Genomic DNA, 19,264 nt, shown 5'->3' with positions numbered 1-19,264 from the left:
AAAACCATGGGCTTCATCCTTGCAATGTTGGTGGCAGGCTATCCTTCAGGTGACTGCCTTCCGGAGAATTTCATTCAACATCTTACACCGGGCGCGCCCGATTTTGGCTTCACCTTAGTGGCGGTCATACTTGCCGTAGTATTCGGTCTGCTGGTGTATATTATTCCAATTATTCTCACGGAAACCGAACATATTCAACCTTATCCCCTCTGGCTACACTGCTTCTACTTCGCCGCCGACTTCATGGGCATCTGGGTGTTTTTGGATGCTTTCTTGAAATACGACTTTTTCTATATGTTCGGACTTCTTGCCTTAGGTGAGGCCATATGGGTGGGCATGGAAACCTATTGTCTACAACGCGCCATGACCTACGAGCGCACACTGAACTGGAAGGCAGATTGGTCGTTCAAGAAGCGTTTAATGAACATTGTCCTTATGATCTTGGTGTTTTATGTGTCTCTAAATCTGCTGCGTGTGGAATTACATGACCCTACCATGTGGAAGTTCTGGATATTCACACAGGTGCTAGTTACCACCGTGCCGGGTCTTGTGCTGGAACAGCGCGGATATCGCATGGGCAACTGTCGCATACTTAATATCGTATTCATATGTGTAGTTTTAGTGTCGTTCAACCCATGGTGCAATATGTGGATGGCTATCGCGCCCGATTTCTTCGGTTTGCATGTAAACCCGTGGTACTACATAACCGGCGTGGTGTGCTTGTTTATGGCAATTCGCGGCTTCATTATTTACGAAAAGCTTCCCGCAAAACCTACCATTGTCGAAGCAACTGGAAAGAAGCCGCTTCTAAAGTAAGAGCGTCAAAACCACCGACTCTCTAAGGGTCTCAACGGCAAGGGACGATTCTCCATGCGAAGGCGGATCCCGCACAAGGCAGTTCATCTTCCCCGTAAAGTATGAGAGCTGCTTCTCGAAAAGGCGGCTGTCGGTCGTAAGGTCCGGAAGAGCGGGCTTTCTTCGTTGATGTTCAATATACAGGGGCGCGTTCCCATGCCTTCAAGAATTGAGGTAAAGTATCCAACTAATTGACCAGAATTTACAAATACTTAAAAACTAACCAATATATTGGATAAATACGAAATATAATCAGATTCATGCACAAACCTTGCACTTACGATGAAAGCAAAAGGCAGCGGATATGAAGAACATCCTGATACCCCGACCGCATGCGATGGAGTGGCTTGAGCGATGGCGCGATAAAGAGCCCATTAAGGTGATAACCGGCTTGCGGCGCTGCGGCAAATCGAGCGCACTTGCGCTTTTCCGCGACCAGCTTCATAAAAGCGGTGTTCCAGCACAGAACATCCTCTCTATCAATTTCGAAAGCCTTGATGAGATATATCCAACTGAATCGCAAGCACTATACGACTATGTGGTCGAACGGTTGAGCTCGGGCATGAACTACATCTTCCTAGATGAGGTGCAGCACGTACGCGATTTCGAGCGCGCAGTTGACAGTCTAGCGCTGCGCGACGATGTGGACATATATATAACTGGATCGAATGCCGACATGCTATCAGGCGAGCTGGCTACGCTAATAACGGGACGTTATGTGGAGTTTCAGATGTATCCGTTCTCGTTCGCAGAATACCGAATGGCTTTCACAGAGATGAATAAAGAAGCGCTGTTCGACCGGTATATAACCTATGGAGGCATGCCATATACGGTGAACTTGACTGATGATCAAAGCATCGCGGATTATCTGGGCGGCGTATTCAACACCATCGTAATGGGCGATGTGGCGCGCCGACATCCACGCATGAACATGCAAGCATTCCAGCGCACGGCATCGTTTCTGGCAGACAATGTGGGTAATATCACGTCGTTAAACCGCATCTCGTCGGGGCTCAAAAGATCGGGTGCCGCGGTTTCAGTCGGCTCAGTGAATGAATACGTGGGCGCACTGATGGAGAACTACCTGCTGAACAAAGCGCCCCGATTCAATATCAAAGGACGCGAATATCTCGAAACACTAGAGAAATATTACCTGAACGATCTGGGATTCCGATTTTGGCTACTAGGCAAGCGTCAGGGGGATATGGGTCATCGCATAGAGAACGTGGTGTACGTCGAATTACTGCGGCGATTCACGTACGTGAGTGTGGGAAAGATGGGTCAGGCAGAGATCGATTTCGTGGCAGTAAAAGACGGTGTGCCCACATATATCCAAGTTGCGCAGAGTTTAATAAGCGATGAAGTGCGTGAGCGGAAATATGCGCCATTGCGCGCCATTATGGACAATCATGCAAAGTTGGTGCTGACGTTGGACCACATCGGCAATGGCGACCATGATGGCATCAAGCAAGTGAACCTGATCGACTGGCTGCTAGAGCAGTAGGCTAATCACAGCGCAACAAAATGTTGCTTGAAAGAGAGTGTTTGACCGCGCACAATGGTGCAAGTATGAAGGGAGATGAATATGTCTTTTAAAGAAACGCTTTCAAAAGCAAGAGAACAGCGCGGGATGACTCAGCAAGAGCTCTCCGATAAGCTCTACGTTACTAGACAAGCGGTGTCACGCTGGGAAAACGGTGAAACCGAGCCGTCTGTGGATATGCGTAAATTGATTGCCAACGTTTTAGACGTTCCTGTGATTCAGCTTCTCGATATCGACGTTTCGGAGCTATGTCAGTGCTGCGGCACGCCTTTTACTGTTCCTAATATGCCCCATGGCACCGATGCTGATGGCGAAGAGAACATAGAATATTGCAAGTGGTGCTACGATGGCGGCGAATTTATGTACAGCAGCGAAGAAGAGTTGATCGAAAAAACCGCCCCCTTCCTGATGGAGGCTACTGGAATGTCGCAAGATGAGGCTGTCTCATTCATGGGAGTTTTGGTTCCTAATCTGAAGCATTGGCAGTAGTAGGCAGGAAAAATCGAAGGCTAGCAGCAGTATGGAAGCATCTTTCTGTACTCTTCTTGAAGCTGAGCGAGACTCATTTGAGCGTTGGCAGCGCTAGTAGAAGGTAGCGCTATACGCTCAATATCGGACCATTTTCCAGCGTTGTATTTTTCGAGAAGCTGCGTTGCCTTGGCACCTGTTGTAAATATGGCTCTTATGGGAGCAGCACCAATGATTAGCGAAAGATCGTTTGGTTCACAGTTACGAATGCTTGCGTCAGATGCGCCTTCTATGTCGCATGCGCGTAGCACGTCCCAAAGCGCTATCCCATGCCGCAATGCAAACGCTTTACGCTCTTCGGTGTTTTCGAGTTCGGCTTCGCCAAAAATGGCAGCCATCACCTTCCAGAATCTATTTTGCGGATGACCATAGTAAAAGCCAACTTTTCTGGATGCTGGCGAAGGCATGGTTCCAAGCACCAGCACGTGCGAGTGGCGGTCAAATACAGGATCTATGGTGTGTTTTACTCGCATGCAGCGCGCGTTCTCTTCCTGCACCACGCCTTCTATGACCTCTTCCACATGGCTCTTTATGCCAAAGAGCGTGCGTGTTGAAGATATACGTGGTTGCATGTTTCCACTAGATTCTGCTAGCAGCAATTGCTGCATGCGATTCCATCGCTTTTCTTCTGGAGTAATCATGCGAACAGTATAGCAATCTAATCGGTTAGGCTTTTGTTCGTATACTTTGTGGAGCTTCTTATCCGCAAGAACAAATAACAGCCCAAACAGGCAACATCAGCAAAGAAGAATGCCCATGGCTTATAGCCGAATATCCCCATATGGAAAATGACATGGTGATACATGAAGAATATTGCCGCGGGGATAAAGAGAGCCGGCAATAGAATGCTCCACACTCCCCCGTTGATGGTTTCTCTCTTCCTCATCTTAACCATAGACAACACGATAAGCACAACTCCTACAAGGAATACAGCGAATACGATAATACCCGCAATATTCCAATGCATAGCCCTATCTGCATTCCTGCTATCCAAAACATACAGAACAGACTTCGCAATCGCAAACAACCTTGGGAAGCGATCTCGTAAGGCGCCGGACGCTTCATCCGTCCCAGAGCCCGACCAAAGTCCGATCTCTCCAAACACATTCTCGACGACGAAAGGAATGCCCAAATAACACGCCGCGAACGCCCATTTGGAAACCCACGTCAGTATGAAACCAAGCAAGAAAATGATAGCAAATCGGATAAATAGCAAAACGCCCTGTTTGAAGTTGCTCTTTAAGCATCCCGATGCAAGCATCCCACTAAACACCGCCATAGCAATCGCGTAGGAGGGAATGGTGAAGAAATCAAAGAAACAGAAAAGACATGCCGATGTAAAACAGATACAATCCTGCCAGCGTACCCCACGATTAGGGTTTCTCCCAACCTTCAAGCTGATTGCGCAGAAAAGGATCACTATGGAGATTGAAAACGATAGAAGAATATCTCCCATGAAGTTACCGATGATATTCGTTGACAAAAATGCAACCAGCGAAAACACCGTAGCAGGAATCCACCCTAAATAATGCCGAAGCTGCAAAAGAAAGAATACGGCGCTTCCAAAAGCAAATATCCCTAATACAATTGAAACGAAATCAAGATTACCGATCATAAGAAGCAGGAAGATTGGCAGTTGCCATCCATGCCAATAGCGGAAATACTCAATCGTGGTCGTAGTACCCGGCATTGTATATTCGATCATATTTAGAGCTGAAGCTTTGACTGGATCGCCCTCGTAATCATCTTGCTTGGCAAAAGATTCGATGAATCGGTTATTGTCGAAAGAAACGCTACTCCCAAAAACCTCGTGGCTATAGTCGAAATATTGCACCAAAGAGCTCTCTTGAGAGGCCTCAATATTATTCAAAATAGGCTCTTTGGGAAGAGCGGCGGCACATACACTACTCACAAAAAACAGGGCTTGCAAACCAACAAAGATCGCAAATAGAATCAGGATATGTTGCCATAGAGGCAACTTTTTTTCATTGGCTGTTTCAGCATCGCTAATCTTCGCATGCCTGCCGCATGCTTTAACTGCTTTGTCTTCCATACAACATCCCGAAACTACTCACAATTTTGTTTTATATAACCGAATAGACTATCATTTGTTAGAAGATAAAGGTACAGAGGCGCGGAAAAACATCTGCACTCCCGCCAACTTACTTCCTCTAAGAGATAAAGAAGCCTTTTATCGCGAGAAGAGCTAAGCAGACAATTCCCGCATGCGCTTGCCTAGAAGCAATGAATATGCAGAATCTGACAAATAAAACACGGAGCATATAGGCAGAAAAGCGTGTAAGGCTCAGTCCATCGCAAAGGGGTAAGGAGTGCTATTGCGAAACTCTGACCAAACCAGACCGTGTGTTGCCTTCGTCACTTTTTAGGCGAAAAGTGGTCAAAACTTCCGACTTTCCACAGTCTATAATGCCAAATTACGCCAATTACGAATCAAAATGGAATTGGAGAACCCTGTTTGCCCAGTGTTCTCCACAATTCAAGTTAACTATGTGGCGCTATGACCATGGAAAGCCGGAAGTTTTGACCATTTTTCTAACTTTTTTGAACTAGTATGCGGATGAGTTGAATCGTAATCTAGCGTCAAGGTGTTGAGAGCTTACCCAAAAGCCATTCAACAAACACTTTAAGCTATCTTGCGGAGGTATCGTTTCTCCTAACACTAGAGCCTCCGCATAAGCTACATCTCCACCTTTGCTTTCCTGCTTTAGTGAATCCGTTCTTTGACATTTTGCTGCCGCAAATGCTGCATTTTGAGATAGACACCGCTCACCCCTGTTCATAACTGACTTTTTCTTAGAAAAAGCTTGTTTGAACAAGGATGTTAAGTGAGAATCCTACACACTTTTCTGCCTATATGCCCAACACGGAAGACCGCCTATTTCAACAGGCGGTCTTCATGGTAGCATGCTTTCCTCTAATTACCCATGTCGCTTCTCAATAGGCAACCAAACTTGGCTCTTGTAATCCTCAGCCGTCATATTCGGACCGAAACATAGTTCCACATCCGACTTCGATGCCCACTCATATCCCGAACTCGGCAGCCATTCGGTAAGTATGCGGTGTTGCAGCGCAACTTCGCCGATATCAATCCCGCCTCGAAGGTTTTCCTCAATGTATCCCATGGCGCGATTGAGGTCATCAATCCATTCCGTACGCCACACCTTCTTCTAACACTGGTGATTCTGAAGGCTTAACCATTGTAAATCCTCGCACAGAGCGTGCACATGCTGAGGGCATAGAGAAGACCGTTCGGAAAATGTCGGATAACCATGGCTATGTTCTGAAAGGGATCACCTCGTCGTAAGTCACAGCATCTCCCCTGTTTGAATTCTTCGCACGAATGGTCTACAAAAAAACACCTTAACAATAAAGGTAATATCTTGTATAATGCCGATATAGGTAATATCTTCTATATTTTGAGAGATGAATGAATATGGACAACGTCTTTGCGAGAATCAATTCGAAACAGATAGGAGAAAGCTATTTTTTAATAGGTCTAATCAACCGCTTCAACAACAGCTTTCAGGCGGCAGCAGACGCTTTGCTTGAAGAGTTAAGTTGGAAACAAGTCTTCTTCATGAACTGCGTCGCTCTATTCCCAGAACCGCCAACTATTAAGGACATGGCCGACCTACTAGGCTGTTCGCATCAAAACGCGAAGCAGGTTTTATCCAAGCTGGAATCAGCCGGATATCTGCAAGTTCAGCAGGACACGGCAGACAAACGCAAGCAAAGAATAGCCCTGACCGAGAAAGCTATGCATTTCAGAAATCAGTACGAGCTGGCAAGCAAACAGGCAATGCAGCAGATTTTCGCGAATATTCCCGATGATGCGATCAGCAGCACGACTCAAATATTTATGCAGCTCATTGAAAACACTGAGAGGTTAAAAGGAGAAGAACATGAGAGCAATCGTAATCTATAACTCCAATACCGGGTTCACCGAGCAGTATGCACGCGAGCTATCCGAACGTTTAAGTTGCCCTTGCGTACCGCTGAAAAATCTAGACAAAGCCGAGCTTCACGCATACGATCGAATTATTTTCGGCGGTTGGGTCATGGGAAGTATGATTACGGGGCTGGATAAAATGCGCAACATCGCAGCACCTGATGCCGTGTTCGCTGTTGGATGCACTCCCCCCTTTGATGAGGTTGTCGCTAATGTTCAAGAGCAAAACAATCTGACGGATACTCCGCTTTTTTATCTGGAGGGTGGCTTCCGCTTCGACAAACTAGGACTACCCCAAAAAATGATCTTGAAAGCGGTGAAAAAGTCCACCATCAAAAAGAGCAACCGCACCCGTCAGGAGAATTTCATGGTTGAAGTGCTAGGAACATCGTTCGACCATTTCGACAAGACACAGCTTGAACCTTTGGCAAAATATGCAGAGGCATGGAAATAAAGTGCGCTCTTGTCGCATCCATTGTCGCCTTCATAAACAGGGTTAGGCGCTTGATTTCACTAAGCAGCTCATCATGGGAAATTCCGCAATGAAATCTGTCCTAAAACCCAAGCTCTTCAATTGCCTGTTCGCGCATCTTGTATTTGAGCACCTTGCCTGCAGCATTCATCGGGAAGGCATCCACATATTTGATGTATCGAGGTACTTTGTGATGCGCCAAGCGCTCTTCCATGTATGAACGCATTTCAACCTCATCAGCCTCTTCACCTGCCTTCATAATGATCCAAGCCATCGCCTCTTCACCGTACTTGGCATCAGGCACGCCGACTACCTGACAGTCTTGCACTTTGGGATGGGTCAGAACAAACTCTTCTATCTCTTTTGGATAAAGATTTTCGCCGCCACGGATAATCATGTCCTTAAGGCGCCCAGTGATTACATACGTTCCGTCTGAATTGCGCATGGCAAGGTCGCCCGAATGCAGCCATCTGTCGGAGTCGATCGCCTCAAGCGTCTCGTCGGGCATTTTGTAGTAGCCCTTCATGGTGTTGTACCCGCGTGAGCAGAATTCACCGTTTACGCCATCCGGCACATCAAGACCCGTTTCGGGATCGACTACCTTGCACTCGATGTGAGGAAAAGCATAGCCTACCGTTTCAGTTCGAAGCTCAAGCGAATCGGTCCAAGCTGACATAGTGGAACCGGGTGCCGACTCGGTTTGTCCGTAAACGCTAACGATGCCCGTCATGTTCATCTCATTTGGATCTGCTGCGCGACGCATCAGCTCGGGAGGGCATCCTGACCCCGCCATGATTCCCGTGCGCATGTGTGAAAAGTCAGTCTTTTTGTAGTCAGGGTGATTAAACATGGCAATAAACATAGTTGGTACGCCATTAAAACACGTGATACGCTCTTGCGTGATGCATGAAAGTGAAACCTTGGCGTTGAAGTAGGGAATCGGGCACATCGTCGTGCCATGAGTCATCGACGCAGTCATTGATAACACCATGCCAAAGCAGTGGAACATCGGCACTTGAATCATCATGCGGTCGGCTGTCGAAAGATCCATTCTGTCCCCGATGCATTTACCATCATTGACAACATTGCGATGCGTAAGCATAACGCCTTTAGGGAAACCCGTTGTGCCGGAGGTGTATTGCATGTTGCAAACGTCATCGGGACGCACATCTTTAGCCATGCGGTTAATCGTATCTAGTGATACGGAGTCTGCTCGCTTGAATGCGTCGTCAAAGGTGAGGCAGCCGGGCATCTCGAAACCAACCGTGATGACATTACGTAAAAACGGAAGACGTTCGCAATGAAGCGGATCGCCGGGCTTCGAGCTGGCGATTTCAGGGCACAGCTCGTTTACAATTCTTGCATAGTCCGAGTCAAGCGCGCCTTCGATCATGACAAGCGTATGCGTGTCGGACTGTCGCAACAGATATTCAGCTTCATGTATTTTATACGCCGTGTTTACTGTAACAAGCACAGCACCAATCTTGGTAGTCGCCCAAAACGTTATATACCATGCGGGAACATTGGTAGCCCAGATGGCAACCTTGCTGCCAGAACGAACCCCAAGCGAAACGAGCGCTCGCGCAAAGTCATCAACATCCTTGCGAAACTCCTCATACGTGCGCGTGTAGTCTAGCGTCGTGTATTTGAAGGCATATTGATCGGGAAAAGCATCAACGATATGGTCGAGTACTTCTGGGAAAGTAAGGTCGATAAGCTCGTCTTTTTTCCAGAAGTATTGTCCTGTACCGTCGTGGTTTGGATAATAAGACCCCCTTTGACGTCTGGTGTAGCGATAGCGTCGCATGTAGTTCACGAAATAGGGAAGCAAAATCTCCATTTCGGTAAGCTCTTCCATCCACGCAGGTTTCCATTCCATCGAAACGAAACCACCGTAGTTGATGGACGAAAGCGCACGCATAACCTCATCGATAGGCGCTGTCCCCTCGCCGACAAGGTTGTACGTACCATCGTCGTCAGAGTCGCGCATATGGACATGGCGCACGTATGCGCCAAGATTTCGTATCGTCTCAGAAGGCATCTCGCCAAAATCGCGATATGGATGATGTATATCCCAAAGCGCTGCCAGACTATCGCTTGCGTAAACATCAAGAAGCGATGTAAGCCGCTGTGTATCAGCATATATGCCACTTGTCTCAATAACGATGCAAACGTCTTTATCGCGCGCATAAGGCACCAACTTATTAAGCACATAGCGAACTGTTTCCTCGTTGTCGCTTTGTGCCTTTACGCACACATAAGGCACCTTCATTTCAGCGGCAATATCGATCAACTTTTGGGTGTCAGCTACACAGAGTGGCTCTTCCTCGTTGTCTTTGCGCTCAGAAATGTCAATAGAAGAATCGAATACAGGTATCTGAAGTCCGCGATTGCGCAACTCGCGCGTCGTTGCGCGCGCATTATACTTGTCGAACGGACCGCCCTTATCGATAAGCCTTTCATACTTAAGCAAATCATAGACCTCGATGCCCGAAAAACCCATGTCCTCGGCAGCATCGACAAGTCTCTCCCAGCTGTATTCATCCCATCCGCGAGTTGAGAAGGAAAGTTTCATTCGTTTTCCTCCTCATAAACAACCTTATTGAGCGCATTGATGTAGGCGCGGATGCTAGAACCAATAATGTCGGTCGAGATACCGCGACCTGAATAGATTTTGCCATCAGACATCAGCTTGATAACAGCCTCGCCCATGGCCTCCTGACCCTCAGTAACAGACTGCATTTGCCAGTCATCCAACTCATAGCTTTTGCCGACAATCTCGTCGATGGCGGCAAAAGCGGCATCGATAGGACCGTCACCCATACACGTCTTCTCGATCATCTCGCCTCTGATTGATATCTGAACATATGCAGTAGCTTTTATGCAGTTTCCAGAATTGATTGTGTACCGCTCAATCTTGTAGGTGGGAGGCACCTGCAGCGCCGCGGATGCAACAATGGCATCAAGTTCGCGCCCATCAATGCTCTGCTTTTTGGATGCGATGCGCTGGAAAGCTTCATAGACAAGTTCGATGTCTTCATCTGAAAGGTCGTATCCAAGCTTTGCAACACATTCGGCAATTGATTCTTTTGTGTCGTGCATATCAAGTATGATGCCACTATTGTCATCCGCCGACGCAGCTGCTGGAAACAGAGACGGCTTAGGAGCGCTCTTGCTGCAAATGCGTTCAATATGCGCGATAGTACGTCCAAGAGATGTCATCTTTACTGAGCATGTCGCATTGTAAGCCTCGCCCTTATCTGCGATAATTTTCGCGATTTTCGGCAAGGATATAACATCTAGCGGAAAAGATGTCGCCTTTACTTCGCCAACTCCCTTTACTATTCCAGCAAAAGCAGTTGAATTGACCATGTAAAGCTCATTGGAGCACGATATCCCTAAAGTAACGTCCTTAAGTTTTGGAATAGTCTCGAAAAGCTCACCGATGAAGTCGGAAAATTCAGTAGGCAGCATCGTTCCTGCATCGTCACAGATAGTAATTGTGCTGGCACCCGAGTCTATTGCCTTGGTGATAACTTCAGATAAAAACTCGCCGTCCGTGCGTGTGGCATCCTCAGCAATAAATTCAACATTCTGCGTAAGTTTCGCGCATTCGCGCACCGTGTTTTCAACAGCGTCAAGCAGCGCCGGAGCCTTCATCTTGTGCACGTATTCCATACGAGCGGGACTTGCCGCCACCTGCACCTGAAGTCTAGCGTTATGTGCCTCTGCTAACGCATCCCAGACAGACTGCACATCGCTTCCGTCTATTGCAACAGGGACTGCAAGCGTGCAGTTTTTCACAATCGATGCTATCGATTTAATTCTTAGCGCATCGGCCTTGGACTTTTCAATTCCCTCGATCTCGATGATGTCAACTCCAAGCCCGTCAAGAAGCTTCGCCAGTTCAAGTTTTTCCTTGAAGGTAAGTGCAAGCTCTTTTGTAGCGCCTGAGCGTTTCATTGTCTCGTCGCTTATGCGTATTTGTCTCATGGTTTTTCTTCTTTCGGGCTTAGCCAATTGCGTAAAAACATATGTTAATAAAAAATGTCTGCTTTTTCGACGTAGTTCGCTACTTATCTGCAATATGTGAGAAGTACAGTTCTTAGTGCGAGATGCTTAGAGACTAGCCTTATAAGCCCGCATATCTCTAGGACAGCGATTTAACGAATTCATCCAGCAAACTATTTACCGCATTCGGCTTATCCGTATTCGAATTGTGACCCGCTCCTTCTATCCAATGGATGGGAATGCCTTTTCGCTTTGACCATTCACGGTTGTATCGCTTAGCCGATCCAGCACCATCTTCCTCGCCGCAGATAAGAAGCACAGGACAGTCAGGCTCATAGGCGCGATTCGTTTCGACCGCTTGGGCTAGTACCTTAAAGCCGTGAGCTGACAACTCACAGTACTCGCACTTGTCATAGTCCTGCATCATCTCGCGCATGAGTTCTTGCCCGTACGATGAGGTTGCATTTCCTTTCGAACCTAGATCCACCAACATCTTCCACGGAAATGCCATGAACATAGCCTTAGTATGCTTGAGGGACCAAAGCTCCCAACCTTGATAATAGCTGCGCTGTAAAGGGCATGAATCGATAGAGACGAACCCCTTCGCCACACACGGGAACAAATCCATGAACGCCTGAGAAACGTAACCTCCCATAGACTGACCCACAAGCACCGGATTGGATACTCTTTCATTATCCAAAATTTCTTTGAGCCAGAGTGCTTTGTCATCAAGCGACCAATTGAGTGCGAACGGACGCGACTGACCATGGGATGGCGCGTCCCAGACAAGCAGATTCATCGATTTTGCGAAATTGGATACCTGCCGACCGAATAAACGATGGTCGGCAGTAAGCCCGGGAAGAAACACGATCCATGGCTGCTCAGGGCACACGTTATCCGAGATCCAATAAGCTATGGCTCCGGAAGGGGTTTGAAAATAGCGCTTCTCAAGATGTGTATCACTCATCGATGTCTCCTTTGGTGGTAAATTCAAAGTTACAACATTGACTTTTTGAGAATACAAGTAGGGATGTCAATTAAAACCCCAAGTTGCCTGTTCGAATTGGGTAAACCGAACAATACCTATGAGAGTACCGTAGAATACGAGAATATAATTGTCTTAGAAAAGTACCACCAGCACCAGAGCCATTGCCGCTGACACTATTCAAACGGTCCGCTACAATCCGCTTTTCACTTCTTGGGAAGGATGCCCTAGAAAAACGCCAATCACTCGCTCAAACCCTCGTATTCCTTATCACTCACAGGCTCCAGCCACTCGTTGTTCAAATCCTCTCCGGGAACCTCAATCGCAATATGCGAAAACCAGCTGTCCTTCTTGGCGCCGTGCCAATGCTTAACGTTGGGCGGGATAACGATGACGGTGCCAGGGGTCAGGCTTACAGCCTCTTTGCCCTCTTCCTGATACCAGCCTTCACCAGCATGACAGATGAGCTGCTGACCTCCGCCGCTCTTCGCATGATGGATATGCCAATTGTTGCGACATCCCGGCTCAAAGGTTACATTTGCGAGGAAAAGGTCTGTCTTTTCGGGATCCACGAGCGGTTTCAGGTAGGAGTTGCCGGTAAAGTACTGGGCATAAGCATCGTTGGGTGCGCCGATTCCGAACATGTCAACCTGCTCGAATGTCTCGCGGTCTTTTATCTTCGTCATCTTCTATTCCTCTTCTCCGTAGATCTCTTTAGCAACTGAAAATGCACTCCACGCCTTCGGCCATCCGCTATAGAATGCCAACTGCGTGATAATCTCCACAATTTCATCCTTGGTGATGCCATTCGCCTTTCCCTTTGCCATATGAAATTTCAGCTGGTCAAATGAACCTGTGGCAATAAGCGCGGTGATCGTGATCATCGAGCGATCGCGCGCGCTGAGTTCCTCTGTCCTCGACCACACCTGCCCGAAAAGCACGTCGTCATTGAATGCGGCGAACTCAGGAGCGAAGAAACCTAACTGATCCCTTCCTGCAGTCACCTTTTCCATTATTGAACCTCCTAAAACCCTACCTGTATCTACACCTGTATTTATGTCCATGGTATTTATGTCCATGGTGCCTCATTGAATAATCATTCTATCAAAGTGGAATCTTCGATGGCATTCGAATGGTAGGTGCTGCAAATTTGTACTCTGAACAGGCATTATATCATGCACCATTTAAGACCGAGTTACTCATCAAGAGCGCATGGCGAATAGGTTCTTCTCGAAGAACTCCTGTATGGTGTCGAACGGAATAATGTCCACCTGATCATAGAGATCGGTGTGACTCGCGCCCGGCACCACGGCGAATTCCTTGTTAGCGGGATTGATGCCACTCTTAAGCACCTTGTAGGTATCCTCGCTGAAGTAGAACGAATGCGCTTTGTCACCGTGCACCAGCATGACGGCATTCTCAATCTCGTCCGCATAGGTAGCCGTCGGAGTGTTAATGAAGGACTCGCAGCCAACGATGGTCCAACCATCGTTGGAGTTGAGCGAGCGGGCATGGTAGCCACGCGGGGTCTTGTAGTAGGCGTGGTAGTCCTTTACGAACTGCGGCGCATCGTCGGGCAGAGGGTCCACGACACCACCAGCCCGGTTGTACTCGCCGCTCTTATAGGCTTTGGTGCGCTCCGCAGTCAGGCTCTTACGGGCTGCGTTGCGTGCCTCCACACTGTCATTAGCATCGAAGTAGCCATTAGCATTCACGCGGCTCATGTTGTACATAGTGGATGCCACGGTGGCCTTGATGCGCGGATCCCATGAAGCTGCGTTCACCGCCATGCCGCCCCAGCCGCAGATGCCGATAATGCCGATACGCTCGGAGTCCACGTCATCACGGCAGCTTAGGCAGTCGACAGCCGCAAGAAAGTCTTCGGTATTGATATCTGGGGAGGCCATGTAGCGGGGAGCACCGCCGCTCTCACCAGTGAAGGACGGGTCGAAGGCAATCGTAAGGAAACCGCGCTCTGCCATCGCCTGCGCATAAAGTCCGCTTGACTGCTCCTTCACAGCACCGAACGGACCGGATACCGCAATCGCGGCAAGCTTTCCGATTGCCCCTTTTGGCTTGTACAGATCGGCAGCAAGTTCTATCCCATAGCGATTATGGAAGGTAACTTTCTCGTGCTTGACCTTATCGCTTTGCGGAAAAACTTTATCCCATACAGGCGTCATCTCTAGTTTTGGCATATGTATTTCCTCTCGTATCTATACTTCGATTTTCTTGATGGGCTTTGCGGGAACACCACCCACGACGGTCATGGGAGGCACATCCTTGGACACCACAGCGCCTGCAGCCACAACCGAGCCTCGCCCAATATGCACGCCGGGAAGCACGATGGCACCAGAGCCTATCCAGACATCATCTTCTATGTGAATCGGCGCAGGCTCTAGGCTCGAGCGCTTCGCTGGATCGAGTGGATGATTGAGGGTTGCCAATACCACATTATGCCCGATTAGCGCTCTATCACCTATATAGATGCCACCCTGATCTTGGAATTTACACCCGCTGTTGACAAATACGCTCTCGCCCAAGTGAATGTTCTTGCCGCAATCAGCATTGAATGGCGGAAAGAGCGCGAAGCCCTCCGGAACAGGTCGTCCCGTTAGTTCCGCAAAGAGTGCCACAAGCTCATCAGGAGTGTGGCACGCTGCATTAATGTCGGCGCAGATACAGATAGCCTCCTGACTTACCAGATGCATGAACTGATGCATTTCCGAACCACCTTCGACCGTCTTTCCGCTGTTCAAATGGTCAAGGTAGTCTTCAAGTTCCATGGTATTCCTTTCGTTAGGATTGCACCTTCCAAGTATGCATTCCTCAATCGATGATTTCTAATGCCTATAATGTAAATAGCATTATGCTTATAAGGCATATCAAGGAGAGTGCAGAGAGTATATGGAGATCAGAACGCTTCGTTATCTCATGGCTGTTGCCCAAGAGGGCAGTATATCCAATGCAGCTGCATCGCTGCATATGACGCAGCCCACTCTTTCGCGTCAGTTATCCGCCCTTGAAGACGAGATGGGGTGCTCGCTCTTCACAAGGACTTATAAGGGAATGGAGCTCAATGATAACGGTGCGAGGCTGCTCCGCTATGCGGAGACTATTATTGAACTTACGGAGAAGGCGGAAAACGATCTTTCGTCAAACGAAGGCTCCGTGAAGGGATCCGTTTATATTGGAGCAGGCGAGTCGGTGAATATGCGTTATGTGAGCGAGGCGATACAGCTGACTCTCAAGCGCTTTCCTGAAGTTGATTTTCAGCTCTTCAGCGGAACCTCGGTCGATCTCATGGACGGGATGGCGCGCGGAACCTATGACTTCTTGCTCGAATGCGAGCTTAAAGAACATGTTGACATGAACGTGCTAGCACTGCCTGTTCTCGACAGATGGGGCGTAATGACCTTGAGGGGCTCGCGGCTTAGCACCTTGGAGAGCGTGCGCCCGACCGATCTGGTCGGCGAGACGCTTTTGATGGCACGTCAGGCGATGAAGACCGGAATGCTAAACAAGTGGGCAGGAAAAGTCGCTAACGACCTTGATATTCGCATAATGTACAGCCTTCCGTTGAATGCTATGCTACTCGCACGCGCTGGGGCTGGAACTTTACTCACTTACGAAGGGCTATTCGAAACCGGAAGCGACACCGAGCTCACGTTTGTTCCGCTCGAACCAGAGCTGACGTCGCGTCAGGGCATTATCTGGCGCAAGGGGTTATTGAGCAAACAGGCTACGGCATTTCTCGATGCGCTTCAAGAATGCCTAATGAAGGCGTGACAGTCTGGGAAGACTAGTCGCGCTAGAATATTACGCACAGTTGTCGATAAAGGAGAGCGCTAGCGCAAACGGAACTTAAGAACGACGGGGTTGTGATCGGAGTAAGCGAAATCCAAGTCGAGAGTCTCACAGCTAATCCGATCAATGTTGTCTGAGCATATGAACGTGTCCATGATCCAGCGATCGTTCGCTCCGTCGTATGATCGACCGGCGTCGCGGCAAGTAGCGGCCGAGTCGAACGCGCTGCCCTGCTCATCGAATTCAGCTTTCACCGCAACGGTAAATCCCGTAGGTACGCCGTCGAAGTCGAAAGGCTTGGCCCAGCTCTCCACCACATCGGTTTCATTGTCGAAGACCTCGCCCGAAGCGCCGATCATATCGTGGTTGAAATCGCCACCCGCGATGACATAGTTGCCCGCGTCACGCTGCGCCTGCATGTCTTGGTACAGCATCTCGCGTTGCGCCTTCATGATGCCCTCGTCGGCACCGTAGGCGGAAAGATGCACGTTCATCAGTATGAGTTTCCTTCCATTGTCGAGCGGCACCTCGCAAATGGAATAGCAGCGATCGAGGTCGAGGAACTTGCTGAAGCTCTCAGAGATGGGTAGGCTGCGCCGTAGGGGATTCTCGAGCGCAAACCGCGAAAACGTTGCTATCCCCGATTTGTTGGCACCATGTGGTGCGTAGGGCGGCCATGCGAGGAAAGCGGAGTCGTAATTCTGGCTGAAAACCGAGGTGTATTCCGGAAAAGCATCGCGAAGCAGGGCATATTCGTCGATATGATGGCTGCGCGTGCCATCGACATCAACTTCTTGAAACAGCATGAAATCAGGATCGAGCGCAGCTATAGCTTGGGCAGAGCCCCCAACGTTAGTCTTAACGATCTCGGTACTGCGTGCAACAGATCCTTTGCCGCCATCCATGAAGAAGTCGAATGACTGGTCATAGGCACCAAATCCAAGGTTGGCTGTGACGATGCTCAGCTCCCGGTCATCTTGTGTATCGAGCGTCTGGGCAATATCGGTCGATGGCGGATCAACTGTGAGCACGAGATGATCGTCGAGGCGATGGTAGCTCAGCACCACATAGACCACATAAAGTATCATCACTGCGAGAAGAGCACCAAGAGCAATTGCGATGCCCTTTGCCACCTTGCGACCCACGTGCCGGTTTTCGCCTCGATGTGTTACATCATTCACGAAAGGTGCCTTTCCCATCGCAGATTCGGCATGATACGAATATTCGCTTGGCATACGCGTCATTGCCAATTGTGCCGTGCCGCCAACCTGCGGACGCGCGAAACCCTACCTGCCTTTTGACTCTATTTCCTATCCAAAACATTAAACCATAATGATCACGATAGCTCCTTGATGAGACTTTTTGGCTGCAATATGCGCGCGCAATATCTAGCATCCTTAGTTGGGCGAACTATCTCGCGCAAACCACCGGCGATTATTCCCACTCAATCGTTGCACCCGTCCATAGGGCGGTGCCTCGTACTATATCGTCCATGTCGTACCACCTCGTGTTAAACCGTGCGAATCAAATCCGAATCAAAGGCTGATTCGGAAGGGCGGGGAATAGTTGCAAAACAGCTCTTTTTCAGTGGTTTCGCGTGCTACTACTCCCCGAACTGCACTTGGGAATGATTGCAGGTGGCTTGGAAAGGAGTTGATTCAAGCGAATCAACCTGTTTTGTGCACCATTACTTGCTGCGGTGGAATGCATGCTGTTTGTAAGCGATTCAACAGAACATCCAATCGTTATTTGTTCGGTCCTTCCGCTCCGATGGTCTTATAGCTGCCTTTTGGGGATAATAGCTTTTAGGTAGATTTTATGGGGTGAGGGACTATGGGAGACAATGCAGAAGATCCCATCAAAGAGGTCTTGGGTATCGATAAAGAAGAGCTGGAGAATGCTCTTAACGACATGCTGCCGGGACTTGCCAACCATGCGAGGGATGTGAATCTCGATCCTGCGATTGCGGCACTGTACAAGCCAGGTATGATCATCAGAGACAAGGCTTTCGTCGATGCTTCGGAGCGTGTGGGCGGGATGGCGACGACGCACCGTTTCGCTATCTTCTCAAACCATATGGTCGACCTCTCCGAATACGAGCACGGCACGAACTGGGGTCTGTGCGTCGCGACACCGGAATCCCGCTTCAAGGTAATCGACATCTACGAATGCGAAGGCAAGACCCAAATCGCGCTCCTGCACCTGCTCGATGACGAGCGCTGGCGTATTTTTGCCAACGCAGAGTTCAGGATGCCGGGTCTTGACGTTGGGGATATTCGCGCACGTTTCGAGATGCGCTGCTCGCAGGAGCCCATCCCGGAACTTGCGACAGAGGAATGGCTCGATCGCTGCTCCTATCCCGTAGGGCTGAACCCTTCTGGCGGGCTCTACACCCCTGACCCCATGCCGGCAGAGGCACTCTGGCGTGTCGCCGACACGGGCTTTCGTAGGTTCATGGGCAATGTCGTGTTCCTCGCCAAGGGACCGAACGACGAAGGTTGGCTCGATGCGGTGCCTGAGAACATAGATTCGGGCGGGGTCTTTGCGTGACCCTACATCGACCAGGAATGCGGCTTGTCCTTTCGCTACCTCTGCCCGGCTGCTGTAGACGGAGATAGATGGGTTGCCTTTAAGTGAGACCAGAGCGTGCTCGTAACGTTTCGATTGGGCTCGCTTGAAAATGCCATCTGGTGCCCTACGGGTATCGACCCCCACGATTTCGAAAAACTGACGTTCGAGATGGACAAGACGTATGAGCCCGACGATAATGCGACGCTCAAGCTCAGGGAAGCGGAATTCCTCGATCCCATCAGGCGTCCGCTGTATCCTGACGACGTGCGGGCTCTTCTGCTAAAGGAAGGGATGTCTGCGGAATTCGTATGGCTGCGTTTGTGCGACCTGAAGGACGATTCCGTATTTGGAAAGCTGCTCAACGAGCCCGAGCAGGATTTCGGCGTTCATGCGGACGACGTTTTGCCGCTTGCGTTCAGGGACGACAATGAGCGCGGCATTGAGGCTGCGGTGCTTGTAGACGAACTATAACAGTCGATTTGACGTGTGTGGCATCCTTTAATCTAATGGAGGATAATTGTT

19 protein-coding genes are annotated in these 19,264 nt (G+C 49.1%); 8 read left to right on the top strand and 11 right to left on the bottom strand.

The annotated features are described in order from the left end of the window. Window positions 1-6: 6 nt before the first annotated feature. From G7Y37_RS03970 to G7Y37_RS03960, 3 genes are all read left to right on the top strand, one after another. Window positions 7-816: an ABC transporter permease gene (locus tag G7Y37_RS03970; RefSeq protein WP_165062109.1), complete on the top strand. Its 810-nt coding sequence runs from the start codon at window positions 7-9 to the stop codon at window positions 814-816. Window positions 817-1,159: 343 nt separating this feature from the next. Further along, window positions 1,160-2,359, top strand: coding sequence for an ATP-binding protein (locus tag G7Y37_RS03965; protein ID WP_165062107.1), 1,200 nt, complete (start codon window positions 1,160-1,162; stop codon window positions 2,357-2,359). An 81-nt stretch (window positions 2,360-2,440) separates the two neighbouring features. Beyond that, window positions 2,441-2,887, top strand: coding sequence for a zinc ribbon domain-containing protein (locus G7Y37_RS03960; RefSeq protein WP_165062105.1), 447 nt, complete (start codon window positions 2,441-2,443; stop codon window positions 2,885-2,887). 20 nt (window positions 2,888-2,907) lie between these two features. Here G7Y37_RS03960 and G7Y37_RS03955 read toward each other — a convergent pair whose 3' ends face one another. The 3 genes from G7Y37_RS03955 to G7Y37_RS03945 form a co-directional block, all read right to left on the bottom strand. After that, window positions 2,908-3,534 (bottom strand): DNA-deoxyinosine glycosylase, encoded by a 627-nt coding sequence (locus tag G7Y37_RS03955; protein WP_241155996.1) that lies wholly within the window; start codon window positions 3,532-3,534, stop codon window positions 2,908-2,910. A 50-nt stretch (window positions 3,535-3,584) separates the two neighbouring features. Continuing rightward, window positions 3,585-4,979 (bottom strand): hypothetical protein, encoded by a 1,395-nt coding sequence (locus G7Y37_RS03950; RefSeq protein WP_165062103.1) that lies wholly within the window; start codon window positions 4,977-4,979, stop codon window positions 3,585-3,587. Between the two features lie 886 nt (window positions 4,980-5,865). Next, the gene (locus G7Y37_RS03945) at window positions 5,866-6,108 is read right to left on the bottom strand and encodes a hypothetical protein (protein ID WP_165062101.1); all 243 of its coding nucleotides are present in this window, start codon (window positions 6,106-6,108) and stop codon (window positions 5,866-5,868) included. Between the two features lie 272 nt (window positions 6,109-6,380). Here G7Y37_RS03945 and G7Y37_RS03940 point away from each other — a divergent pair, with 272 nt between their 5' ends. Both G7Y37_RS03940 and G7Y37_RS03935 read left to right on the top strand, forming a co-directional pair. Then, complete coding sequence (locus tag G7Y37_RS03940; protein WP_165062099.1) at window positions 6,381-6,872, top strand: MarR family winged helix-turn-helix transcriptional regulator; 492 nt, start codon at window positions 6,381-6,383, stop codon at window positions 6,870-6,872. Further along, on the top strand, window positions 6,850-7,350 hold the full coding sequence (locus G7Y37_RS03935; protein ID WP_165062097.1) for a flavodoxin domain-containing protein: 501 nt from the start codon (window positions 6,850-6,852) through the stop codon (window positions 7,348-7,350). The genes G7Y37_RS03940 and G7Y37_RS03935 overlap by 23 nt, the downstream gene beginning before the upstream one ends. A 100-nt stretch (window positions 7,351-7,450) precedes the next feature. Here G7Y37_RS03935 and G7Y37_RS03930 read toward each other — a convergent pair whose 3' ends face one another. From G7Y37_RS03930 to G7Y37_RS03900, 7 genes are all read right to left on the bottom strand, one after another. Next, entirely contained in the window at window positions 7,451-9,943 is a 2,493-nt protein-coding gene (locus G7Y37_RS03930; RefSeq protein WP_165062095.1) for an AMP-binding protein, read from the bottom strand. Then, window positions 9,940-11,361: an alpha-isopropylmalate synthase regulatory domain-containing protein gene (locus G7Y37_RS03925; protein ID WP_165062094.1), complete on the bottom strand. Its 1,422-nt coding sequence runs from the start codon at window positions 11,359-11,361 to the stop codon at window positions 9,940-9,942. Before G7Y37_RS03925 ends, G7Y37_RS03930 begins: the two co-directional genes overlap by 4 nt. A 157-nt stretch (window positions 11,362-11,518) precedes the next feature. After that, the gene (locus G7Y37_RS03920; RefSeq protein ID WP_165062092.1) at window positions 11,519-12,346 is read right to left on the bottom strand and encodes an alpha/beta fold hydrolase; all 828 of its coding nucleotides are present in this window, start codon (window positions 12,344-12,346) and stop codon (window positions 11,519-11,521) included. A gap of 260 nt (window positions 12,347-12,606) precedes the next feature. Further along, on the bottom strand, window positions 12,607-13,050 hold the full coding sequence (locus G7Y37_RS03915; RefSeq protein ID WP_165062090.1) for a cupin domain-containing protein: 444 nt from the start codon (window positions 13,048-13,050) through the stop codon (window positions 12,607-12,609). A gap of 3 nt (window positions 13,051-13,053) precedes the next feature. Further along, window positions 13,054-13,377, bottom strand: a complete 324-nt coding sequence (locus G7Y37_RS03910) for a carboxymuconolactone decarboxylase family protein (RefSeq protein ID WP_165062088.1) — start codon at window positions 13,375-13,377, stop codon at window positions 13,054-13,056. A 189-nt stretch (window positions 13,378-13,566) separates the two neighbouring features. Continuing rightward, window positions 13,567-14,562, bottom strand: coding sequence for an alpha/beta hydrolase (locus tag G7Y37_RS03905; protein WP_206214088.1), 996 nt, complete (start codon window positions 14,560-14,562; stop codon window positions 13,567-13,569). 18 nt (window positions 14,563-14,580) lie between these two features. Next, complete coding sequence (locus G7Y37_RS03900) at window positions 14,581-15,150, bottom strand: sugar O-acetyltransferase (RefSeq protein ID WP_165062086.1); 570 nt, start codon at window positions 15,148-15,150, stop codon at window positions 14,581-14,583. 121 nt (window positions 15,151-15,271) lie between these two features. Here G7Y37_RS03900 and G7Y37_RS03895 point away from each other — a divergent pair, with 121 nt between their 5' ends. Then, window positions 15,272-16,153: a LysR family transcriptional regulator gene (locus tag G7Y37_RS03895; protein WP_165062084.1), complete on the top strand. Its 882-nt coding sequence runs from the start codon at window positions 15,272-15,274 to the stop codon at window positions 16,151-16,153. A 59-nt stretch (window positions 16,154-16,212) separates the two neighbouring features. On the opposite strand, the gene G7Y37_RS03890 is transcribed toward G7Y37_RS03895, so the two are convergent. Beyond that, window positions 16,213-17,352 carry an endonuclease/exonuclease/phosphatase family protein gene (locus G7Y37_RS03890; protein ID WP_165062082.1) on the bottom strand — a complete coding sequence of 380 codons (1,140 nt, stop codon included), beginning with the start codon at window positions 17,350-17,352 and terminating at the stop codon, window positions 16,213-16,215. Window positions 17,353-18,004: 652 nt separating this feature from the next. On the opposite strand from G7Y37_RS03890, the gene G7Y37_RS03885 reads away from it, so the two are divergent. Together G7Y37_RS03885 and G7Y37_RS03880 are read left to right on the top strand one after the other, a co-directional pair. After that, complete coding sequence (locus G7Y37_RS03885) at window positions 18,005-18,721, top strand: hypothetical protein (protein WP_165062080.1); 717 nt, start codon at window positions 18,005-18,007, stop codon at window positions 18,719-18,721. Window positions 18,722-18,817: 96 nt separating this feature from the next. Next, the gene (locus G7Y37_RS03880; protein ID WP_165062078.1) at window positions 18,818-19,213 is read left to right on the top strand and encodes a hypothetical protein; all 396 of its coding nucleotides are present in this window, start codon (window positions 18,818-18,820) and stop codon (window positions 19,211-19,213) included. The last annotated feature ends 51 nt before the right edge of the window (window positions 19,214-19,264 follow it).

The sequence above is a fragment of the Adlercreutzia sp. ZJ154 genome, assembly GCF_011039055.1.
Lineage (GTDB): Bacteria > Actinomycetota > Coriobacteriia > Coriobacteriales > Eggerthellaceae > Adlercreutzia_A.
The sequence above is the reverse complement of the archived record's forward strand: the minus strand, read 5'-3'. Positions and strand labels throughout refer to the sequence as shown.

Coding starts and splice junctions, on each gene's coding strand:
- G7Y37_RS03970 (WP_165062109.1), top strand. CDS start 7: ATGGGCTTCATCCTTGCAATGTTGGTGGCAGGCTATCCTTCAGGTGAC.
- G7Y37_RS03965 (WP_165062107.1), top strand. CDS start 1,160: ATGAAGAACATCCTGATACCCCGACCGCATGCGATGGAGTGGCTTGAG.
- G7Y37_RS03960 (WP_165062105.1), top strand. CDS start 2,441: ATGTCTTTTAAAGAAACGCTTTCAAAAGCAAGAGAACAGCGCGGGATG.
- G7Y37_RS03955 (WP_241155996.1), bottom strand. CDS start 3,534: ATGCAGCAATTGCTGCTAGCAGAATCTAGTGGAAACATGCAACCACGT.
- G7Y37_RS03950 (WP_165062103.1), bottom strand. CDS start 4,979: ATGGAAGACAAAGCAGTTAAAGCATGCGGCAGGCATGCGAAGATTAGC.
- G7Y37_RS03940 (WP_165062099.1), top strand. CDS start 6,381: ATGGACAACGTCTTTGCGAGAATCAATTCGAAACAGATAGGAGAAAGC.
- G7Y37_RS03935 (WP_165062097.1), top strand. CDS start 6,850: ATGAGAGCAATCGTAATCTATAACTCCAATACCGGGTTCACCGAGCAG.
- G7Y37_RS03930 (WP_165062095.1), bottom strand. CDS start 9,943: ATGAAACTTTCCTTCTCAACTCGCGGATGGGATGAATACAGCTGGGAG.
- G7Y37_RS03925 (WP_165062094.1), bottom strand. CDS start 11,361: ATGAGACAAATACGCATAAGCGACGAGACAATGAAACGCTCAGGCGCT.
- G7Y37_RS03920 (WP_165062092.1), bottom strand. CDS start 12,346: ATGAGTGATACACATCTTGAGAAGCGCTATTTTCAAACCCCTTCCGGA.
- G7Y37_RS03915 (WP_165062090.1), bottom strand. CDS start 13,050: ATGACGAAGATAAAAGACCGCGAGACATTCGAGCAGGTTGACATGTTC.
- G7Y37_RS03910 (WP_165062088.1), bottom strand. CDS start 13,377: ATGGAAAAGGTGACTGCAGGAAGGGATCAGTTAGGTTTCTTCGCTCCT.
- G7Y37_RS03905 (WP_206214088.1), bottom strand. CDS start 14,562: ATGCCAAAACTAGAGATGACGCCTGTATGGGATAAAGTTTTTCCGCAA.
- G7Y37_RS03900 (WP_165062086.1), bottom strand. CDS start 15,150: ATGGAACTTGAAGACTACCTTGACCATTTGAACAGCGGAAAGACGGTC.
- G7Y37_RS03895 (WP_165062084.1), top strand. CDS start 15,272: ATGGAGATCAGAACGCTTCGTTATCTCATGGCTGTTGCCCAAGAGGGC.
- G7Y37_RS03885 (WP_165062080.1), top strand. CDS start 18,005: ATGGGAGACAATGCAGAAGATCCCATCAAAGAGGTCTTGGGTATCGAT.